The 8,225-nt window shown below is 43.7% G+C and carries 6 protein-coding genes; 1 reads left to right on the plus strand and 5 read right to left on the minus strand.

Annotation, left to right across the window (positions count from 1 at the left end; translation table 11 throughout):
- Positions 1-846: 846 nt before the first annotated feature.
- Both ACUN8H_RS17515 and ACUN8H_RS17520 read right to left on the minus strand, forming a co-directional pair.
- The gene (locus ACUN8H_RS17515; protein WP_445533327.1) at positions 847-2,235 is read right to left on the minus strand and encodes a hypothetical protein; all 1,389 of its coding nucleotides are present in this window, start codon (positions 2,233-2,235) and stop codon (positions 847-849) included.
- Positions 2,236-2,828: 593 nt separating this feature from the next.
- Positions 2,829-3,071: a helix-turn-helix domain-containing protein gene (locus ACUN8H_RS17520; protein ID WP_445533328.1), complete on the minus strand. Its 243-nt coding sequence runs from the start codon at positions 3,069-3,071 to the stop codon at positions 2,829-2,831.
- Positions 3,072-3,157: 86 nt separating this feature from the next.
- Here ACUN8H_RS17520 and ACUN8H_RS17525 point away from each other — a divergent pair, with 86 nt between their 5' ends.
- The gene (locus ACUN8H_RS17525; RefSeq protein WP_445533329.1) at positions 3,158-4,306 is read left to right on the plus strand and encodes a hypothetical protein; all 1,149 of its coding nucleotides are present in this window, start codon (positions 3,158-3,160) and stop codon (positions 4,304-4,306) included.
- Positions 4,307-4,401: 95 nt separating this feature from the next.
- Here the strand turns inward: ACUN8H_RS17525 and ACUN8H_RS17530 are convergent, their stop codons facing one another.
- The 3 genes from ACUN8H_RS17530 to ACUN8H_RS17540 are packed head-to-tail and all read right to left on the minus strand — an operon-like array spanning position 4,402 to position 8,107.
- Positions 4,402-6,312, minus strand: a complete 1,911-nt coding sequence (locus ACUN8H_RS17530; protein WP_445533330.1) for a DNA topoisomerase III — start codon at positions 6,310-6,312, stop codon at positions 4,402-4,404.
- Positions 6,309-6,785, minus strand: a complete 477-nt coding sequence (locus ACUN8H_RS17535) for a hypothetical protein (RefSeq protein ID WP_445533331.1) — start codon at positions 6,783-6,785, stop codon at positions 6,309-6,311. Before ACUN8H_RS17535 ends, ACUN8H_RS17530 begins: the two co-directional genes overlap by 4 nt.
- A gap of 2 nt (positions 6,786-6,787) precedes the next feature.
- On the minus strand, positions 6,788-8,107 hold the full coding sequence (locus ACUN8H_RS17540; RefSeq protein WP_445533332.1) for a hypothetical protein: 1,320 nt from the start codon (positions 8,105-8,107) through the stop codon (positions 6,788-6,790).
- Positions 8,108-8,225: the final 118 nt, after the last annotated feature.

The raw sequence follows: 8,225 nt of genomic DNA on the forward strand, positions 1-8,225 counted from the left end.
TTGGCACCAATGCTAGTGCCGAGCGCGAACGTCGGCCACCAATAAATTTTCGCTCACCAGCCACCCACAAAAGAGAAAGTCTGCAAAGAAGCTCTCAATGGCAAAGCTTCAAGTGTTGCGGTGGCCTTGGATGGTTTTACTGTCGGAAGAATGTCTAGATAGGGGAGGAGGGGCTGGTCACAGACGTCATTATTCGAGGGGTGATGTATTGTAAAAAATGCAGCAACGGTCTTCGGCGTCTATAGTAAGACGGATACAGAAAAGGAGGGCAAATTATGGGCATGCATTACCTTTTACTATTTACCCCTATATTGATGGGCATTGCTCTTACTATCGCAGTGAAGATGAATAAAAAACATCAGTAGCGACTGTCCTCAATATCCGCCACATTTGGTTTTTTAAGCAAGCAGTACTAGTCAACACTGCTTTGTAGCTAAATGAATGTGTCGGTGGAAACTTCAAGTCGCACGTGAAGCCATATCAGATGTCGATAGCCGGGCCTAGAGTTTCGGCTCGCTAGTGTTGCAAGCTGGCCGACGTCGATGCCTTCGGCCGCAACATCTAGTATGAAGTAACAGCTGGCTGCCTCTTCATTCCCACTGTCAACATCAACGGAAGTATAGTCTCCATGAGTTGAAGCCTAAGTGAATCTATATCGATGACCTGTTTTACCTAGCTCACCTGAAAGATTCCATCCTGATCCCACTCGTCACTATCGCCTTCATTCTGCCAGGAATAGCCTAGCGCTTGATCCTGTTCAATTCACAAGAAGTTTCTCGCAGTAGACCTCAATGAGGGGGACTACTTTAGACAAAATATCCGTTGCCGATGAAATCAAGAAGGCGGTCATTCCTTGTGCTCAAATTGGTTGCTCCGGCTTTCAACTAAGGTCCAAACGTATGTTTCGACACAAGATGCTAATATACCATTACAAGGGAGAACAAAAAACTCTTCCGCCCTTGCTTCGGCGAGCCACTTAATAGATCCTTCCAGATTAAACTCAGAGATAATGGCCTCTGCCTTTGACCTGTGGCCAATCAAAAAAAGGCATTTCAGCATTTTATCTAGGAAGTCTGGCTTCCTCATAAGCCGGCTCAACGAAGTTTTTATTTCTCGATCATGATAGGAAGTTTCCTCATGGTATTGACGCTGATACAAATTAACTAAGAATGGATATATCTCTGGATAACTACAATCACCAGACTCATAAATGGCATGGATATCCGAAACCTTATTGGCATCGAGTCCTTTTGCCAAATCTTCAACAACCTGACCTAAGTTTGCTGCTCTATGTTTCATTCTTTTAAAATCAATGGGAATACTGTCTAAGCAGTTTTTACTTTCGATTTTGATATTTTTCGATGGCTCTTGATAGCCATAAGCATTTAGCTTAATCCAGCTTCCAGTTAATTCTTTAAGGTCTGAAATATCAAGATGTTTTATATCTGGAGAGGGGATGCCAGAGTTTTCTGATCTATAAAGAGAAAAAATTTTCTCAACTGCTAATGAGAGCTCTTTGCTACCAATTAAATATTTTGACTTTAATTTATCTTTGAGTAACTTGAATTCGGCTTTTCCCCAGTGTTCTTTGTCGGGCAATTGCATTGCAATATCGAGTATCTGGGGGCGTCCCAATTTTTTAGTATAAGTACCTAAATTGTATTCTCCCTTGAGCTCTAGCATAAAATTATTGAGAGAATCCAGAAATAATTCAAGTGATTTAAATCGATCATAAAGCAATCTAATGTTTATATTATCAATTTCCATCAGATGCTTTTCATTGAGGATATTATATGGATATCGGAAGGTTTGCCCAGTCGCATCGACTTCAGCAATATCTAAAATGTAATCGTCTAAAATAAAAGTGTAGAGATCAATTCTACTATCGACCTTTGCAGCCCCCAGCTTGAAATAATCCCATATTCTGCCAATGTCGTGAGACCCTTCAAGATTATAATTAGGCAAAGGGTCTCTTAACTCTGCAATCGCGGCTAGACACTCTACAGCGCCTTTCAATCTCAGTTCAACTGAATGTCGCATATTGAAGCAAATGGGATATATAAAGGTATCAACTGGGTACTGACAACCATTTTCACTGAGTGCTGACTTAATAAGTAAGTTTGCCGCTTCTGAAAATCCTTTAGCGTAATTATAGTAATCAGGCTCCCCATTACTCCCCACGCAAGCATTTGCCCAGAATGGTTCACCAGCACGGAAGGTTAGATTTTTTCTCATATTAAAACTTTCCTTATTATAGAAAACCAGCGTTAGACTAAAGGTGCGCACGTACAAGGGTAACATTTCTTATGGCATGCCCATTTTCCCTTTCAGGTGTAGTGTTCAACTAATACCTGACAGTGATTTAAGGTTATCCTTAGCAGCAACGGGTGACCTGCCACCGTTACATGTGTAATACAGAAATTCATGTTACAAAGCTGCGTCACCTGATGGCACCCTAAAATACAGAAATATTTTGCACTACTTTATTCTTAACCCACCATAGCACCTGAAAGCTAGTCATACTTAGCATTCTAAGTAGTTTTTAATTATGCACACTGTCGCTTAGAGCCTAGCGTTAACTAGCTCATCCCAGCGCTTGGTTTCGATGTGCGATGCACCGAGCATAGCGGCCCAGGGATTGCCAGCACGTGATATGCAAGGTTATGTTGAGCTTCAGTCTAATTCTCAAGCAAGCTGATCCACGATACGCATTATTCGTTCGATATATTTTTTGATAGGGAGTGCGAAACTTCATTTTAGTAAATGGTGCTGGGCGATTTTTATCCACTACTAAGCAGTTAATGGCCGATTTTAATGAATTGCCGCAGCTACTGAGAAGTAGGAAAGATAACATTTTCAGTGCGGGGGAAAAGGTCTGCGACCTCAATGCCGAGCGCGTCACTGATCTGGTAAATTTTAGTCAGGGTAATGTTTTTTTCACCGCGCTCTATGTGGCCCATGTAACTGCGATCAACCCCAGCCAGTGCAGCCATGCCTTCTTGAGATAACCCTCTACTTTTACGAATTTCTCTTACCCTCTGGCCAAACGCCACCAGCTTCTCGTTTCGCATCTGTCCTGCTCCATCCAAAGGATGGAACTATCACGGGGCACTGGATACAATTCCACGGACTATGATTCCCATTTGGAGCGGCCTGTATGAAGTTGGAGATAACCACTAATGATGAGCAGGGCGCACGTATCTGCGGGGAATACTGGAGGCAGTCTGAAGACAGCGAGTTTGTCTTCAAAATTAGCGAAATCGCGACCGCTAATTCAATGAAAACACACGAGGTCAGTAAGTTCGTCGAACAGCATGCTTTCGTATGGCTGGAAGATATCTGCTGTGGTCGTTGTAGACAGCCATACCGCTTTGGTACTCGCAGCCAGTATCAAGACCGCCGATGGCTTCGGGATCGGGTCTGTAGTGCATGCTTGGAAGCCGAACGACAATCCATTGCTGACGAAAAGCAAGAGTTGCTTCTGAAAATGCGGCTGTCAGCGAAAAGCAACGTACCAGACCTGGCAGCGCTAAACCTAACGAGCAAAATCTATCTACTCGCAACGATTCAGGCGTTAGGCGATGAGCAACTTGCTACCATAGAACCACTTAGCGATTATCCCGCTTGCACGCTGTCGCCGGATCCTGTCTATGATCATAAGGTGCTTCAGCATTTGATTGATCACAACCTATTGTTGATTTCCTTGGCTACACGTCTTGAGGTGGTCGCGCTACATGAGGATGGGCAGTTTAGTGTTGATCTTGGAGCGTGCTCATTTAGCATTTCATTTGAAGCTGACCAGGTTATTGCACTAATCAATGAGTTTTTTGATGAGGAAATCGCACACAGCGTCAAGCAATCGCCGGAATTTAATGCGCTATGCAAGGAAGCCCAGCTGAACGAGTGCATTGGTTTCTTGAAGGTTATGCTTGAAGAGCATCAGCTGCACTTGTCGCCGGGGGAGAAAAGCCGCCAGATACTCAGCAGGTGCCTAGAGCACTTTAGTGTAGCCCAGGTTTATAACTTCATTTGGCGGGCCGCCAAGGACGCCGCTGCCTATTATATGCGTAGCTCTATCAGCAAACGGCAGGCCGCTAACTCGGTTGTTGGGAACATTTCACGGAGTTTGGAACGTGCCTTGGCCAATGAATGGGAGGTGAAGCCATTTGGTAGGAACCATAATCTTCCGCAATCCTCATTGAGCCGTGTCATCTTCAATATGATTTTGGGCACTGACGACCGCGGATTTGATTACCGATTAGCCGACATTTTAGAACAAAGTGGCCTTTACGAACAAAGCGTTTGAGCATGAATTAATATTGCTTCGGGCGTCCTTATAGTGCATATAGGACGACAATCATATAAACATTGAATCAGCCGCAGTATGTGGTTTGTGCTGCGTTACTTTTTTCTAGCTGTTTTTCTTTTTCGCACCGGCTTCTTACCCATACCACGTAGAGCAGAGAAATCACCACCTTCTACTTCAGCGATTAACGCTTTCAGGCCATCAGTGAGGGGCTGCATAAACTGCCCGTATCGCATCCGCTTCTCGCTGATGGCTTCAAGCTGAGACTCCCAATGTGCGGTCATATCAGGAACAACCATTCGTTTAGGCAGACTGTTCACAAGATGCTTTCCTGCCTCTGTCGAGTGGATCTCCTTACCTTTCTTTGTCAGAAATTGCCGTTTGAACAATAACTCGATGATCCCTGCACGGGTGGCTTCCGTGCCGAGCCCATCTGTATCCCTCAGCACTTTTTTAATTTCAGGATCTGATACGTATCTCGCTATTCCCGTCATGGCAGAGAGTAATGTTGCGTCTGTGAAGCGTTTCGGGGGGCTGGTTTGTTTCTCGTCCATTTTGCCGTCGATGCAGGTAACAGGATCTCCAGACTTCGCGTTAGGAAGAGCCACTGTCGAAAACTCAGCGTCTTGCTTTGGGGTCTTTAGAGGTGGTAGCAGTGCTTTCCAGCCGTTAGAAATGACTGACTTCTGTTTGGCGATGAACAATCCGCCTTCCACCTCGCTGTCGATTTGGTGCTCTGCGTACTCAAACGGTGGGTAAAACTGCATCAGGTACTGGCGGGCAACTAGCTCGTAAATATTCTTCTCATCCTGAGATAAGCGATCACCTGGCACTGCTCTGGACGTCGGAATAATTGCGTGGTGAGCGCCTACCCTGGCATCGTTCCACGCCTTACTCTTCAGTTCGAGGTCAGCCTTTCGAACGCTATCAGAAAGCGCCGCCGACGTTTTGGCTATCGACTGAGCCACTGTTTGGCGCTCAACGTAATGGCCTTTGGGCAGATACCGACAGTCTGAACGTGGGTAGGTGATCAGTTTATGGCGTTCATATAACTGTTGGCATATGTCCAGAGTTTTCTGGGCATTAAGATTGAAGCGCTTTGATGCATCAATTTGCAATGATGAAAGACTATAGGGCAGGGGAGCAGGCTGTTTTTTCTTGTCGCGTTTAACTGCGATGACGTTGCCTGTATGCCCGACTACCTTTTGAAGAACGACTTCGGCAAGCTTTCGTGACAGCACACGGCCTTCCTCGTCCATGTAAGGCTCGCAAGCAGTACTAGGCTTCCATTTTGCTGTAAAAGACTCACCAGCCACTGTCTGAAGGGTTATGAAGACCTCATAAAATGGCTTGGTTATAAAGTTTTCGATTTCTTGGTCTCGGTGAACGACCAATCCCAATACAGGCGTCTGTACTCGGCCAATCGACAAAACGCCGTTATACCCAGCGCTTTGGCCAAGAAGGGTGCAAAGGCGAGTCATATTGATACCATAGAGCCAATCGGCCCTTGCCCTTGCCAGGGCTGATGTTGCTAACGGTATGAAGTCAGTATTTTTGCGAAGATCATTCAACGCCTTCTTGATAGCGGCAGGGTTCATATCGTTGACGAGACAGCGCAATGTGGCTTCGCGTTTTGCCTTATTGACACCTGAATAATTGATCACTTCATCGACCAGGATTTGCCCGACTCGGTCAGGGTCACCCATATTGACCAGTTGGTCAGCTTCTTTGATCAGTTTTTTGACAGCATTAAACTGTGAGCGGGTTTGGCTTTTGACTTGATGTTTCCACTCGGCCGGGATAATTGGCAGGTGCTCTTTTTTCCATTTTTTGTACTCAGGATCATAAGCATCTGGCTCAGCCTGCTCCAGTAGGTGACCAATACACCAAGTTACAACATCGCCATTAGCAACCCTGATAAACCCATCACCTTTCTGATGAGGTTTGGGAAGTACATCTGCAACTGCGCGTCCGACACTCGGCTTTTCGGCAATGTATAGAATCAACTCTGTTTACCTCGCTCAATTCCCACGACTTTCACTTTGTTCAGCTCAGCCTGAAGGGCTTCTATTTCCTCAAGTGCCTCGTAAAGGGAGAACTCTAAATTGGCATTTCGTGCGATAACTTGGTCACAGAATTTTTTGATATCGTCTCGTTGTAACCTGTAACGTTCTTTAAGCTCACGTTCTTTGTCTCTTTGCGCTCTAAGCCTATCTATAGATATTTTTCCTGCTTTATAAGTAAGGCTTGCATTTTTAGTTTTAAGGCTATTTATTTCTTTGCGAGCCTTTTCAACAAAATCGCTGTAATAGTAAATTCCCCCTGAGCTCAAGCCAGCTTCCTTGTTTATTCGACTTAAATTCAATTTTCCGTCATTGGGAGTTCTTTCAGGATTGCCATCGATTAAGCGCTGAAGAGCATCTTCAAGTCTTTGCTTGGTTATTTCACCTCTCTCAGAAGAGGTGTTTTGAATGCTCACGTTTAAAATTCCTCTTTGCTAAAAGCTACAAAGTCGAGGTTATGTTCAGAAAGCACTATTTCAATAGACCGAATTTCATAGTATATTTTTGACATTATGTTGGGTATGTCTATACCGCTAGAATAAATTTCTTCATATTTTGTAATTAATTTATCTCTTATAGAAGTTAAAGACTTGGCTTTTTCAACTGTCACAACCTTGTATTGACAAACAGTCATATCACAAATTCTATCACAATCTGGATTTGTGCAATATCCACCGGGGTGCTCAATGATAGATAGGCGTCCTTCCTCAACTTGATTGCGTATTTCTTCCTTGCTTAGATAGATTGTTGCATCTCCTTCTGTACGAAGATTTTTAATCCTCTTACCTTCAGGGCCTGCTAACGTTTCAGCTTCATTGTAAAGATGATAGAAAATATCAGTCATATAATTTTTGTTTTCACCTGCTATTTCGTCTTGAAGCTCGTTGTCAATCATCATATCAAGATAAGAAGCAATGTTAGCTTGGTTTGCATACCAGGAAGTCATCGCTATATTCATATGCTTAAATTGATATTTAATATCTAGTAAAGATGAAAGTTTGTTGCGTACCAAGTAAACAGCAAATGTGCGACGGAAAGCATGAGGGTGAATATGAAGTCTCTCACCAATTTTAAGGTCGCCTTTCCTGGATGGGTTTAAAGTATTAAATTCATAAACGTCATCTTTTGTTGCAAGACAATCTAGTGAGCGTATGAAGGAATTAAGCGAATGAAATATTGACTGTCTGCCAGCATTAGGCTTCTTTGCGGTTGAGTGTGGTAGTGTAACGAATAAACTATCCGCATCTTTTAGAAATTTATTACGCTCATCTACGTGCTTTATATCCGACGCCTGATTTTTCCATCCTTCGCGTGCAAAGCTAAAAGCATCCCATAGTAATTCAATAGCTTTCTTAACTGCAGGTATGGTTACCCATGAGGTGGTTCGTTCGACACCACCAAGGTTAGGTTTAGTATGAACTCCATTTAGCACAGACACCGTCATGCCAGCGTATTTTTTCTCTTGATATGAGTCCAAGTTAAATGATTTTATTTCACCGTCTCTACAGCCCGTAAATGCAGCGATAACAATGTAGCAGGCTCCCCTTAGTTTTGAAAGCCAATGACCACTATAATCAAATTCGATATCTATGGCTGACGGATCAAAATTTAATTTTTTAAGCGCATGTTTTCTGGGTGTTATGCTTGAAGTATATCGACCTGTTAGTCTTTCATACTCAGTAATGAAGTCGCCATAAGCAGAAGATATTTCATGCCTATAGGGATAACACGACGTCACCCCATCTTCAGTAGCAGCTAGGTTTAGAGTCAGAAGTAACTTTATCGTGTTTTATCACCAGTTGCTCGGCATAGGCTGAAGGTGTCAGCCCACCAAGACTTTTCTTCGGTCTTTCTTC

Source organism: Vreelandella sp. V005, from assembly GCF_052645115.1.

What these genes read in the sequence shown, in the direction of transcription:
- ACUN8H_RS17520 (WP_445533328.1), bottom strand. Translation starts at nt 3,071, where the DNA reads ATGCGAAACGAGAAGCTGGTGGCGTTTGGCCAGAGGGTAAGAGAAATT.
- ACUN8H_RS17515 (WP_445533327.1), bottom strand. Translation starts at nt 2,235, where the DNA reads ATGAGAAAAAATCTAACCTTCCGTGCTGGTGAACCATTCTGGGCAAAT.
- ACUN8H_RS17525 (WP_445533329.1), top strand. Translation starts at nt 3,158, where the DNA reads ATGAAGTTGGAGATAACCACTAATGATGAGCAGGGCGCACGTATCTGC.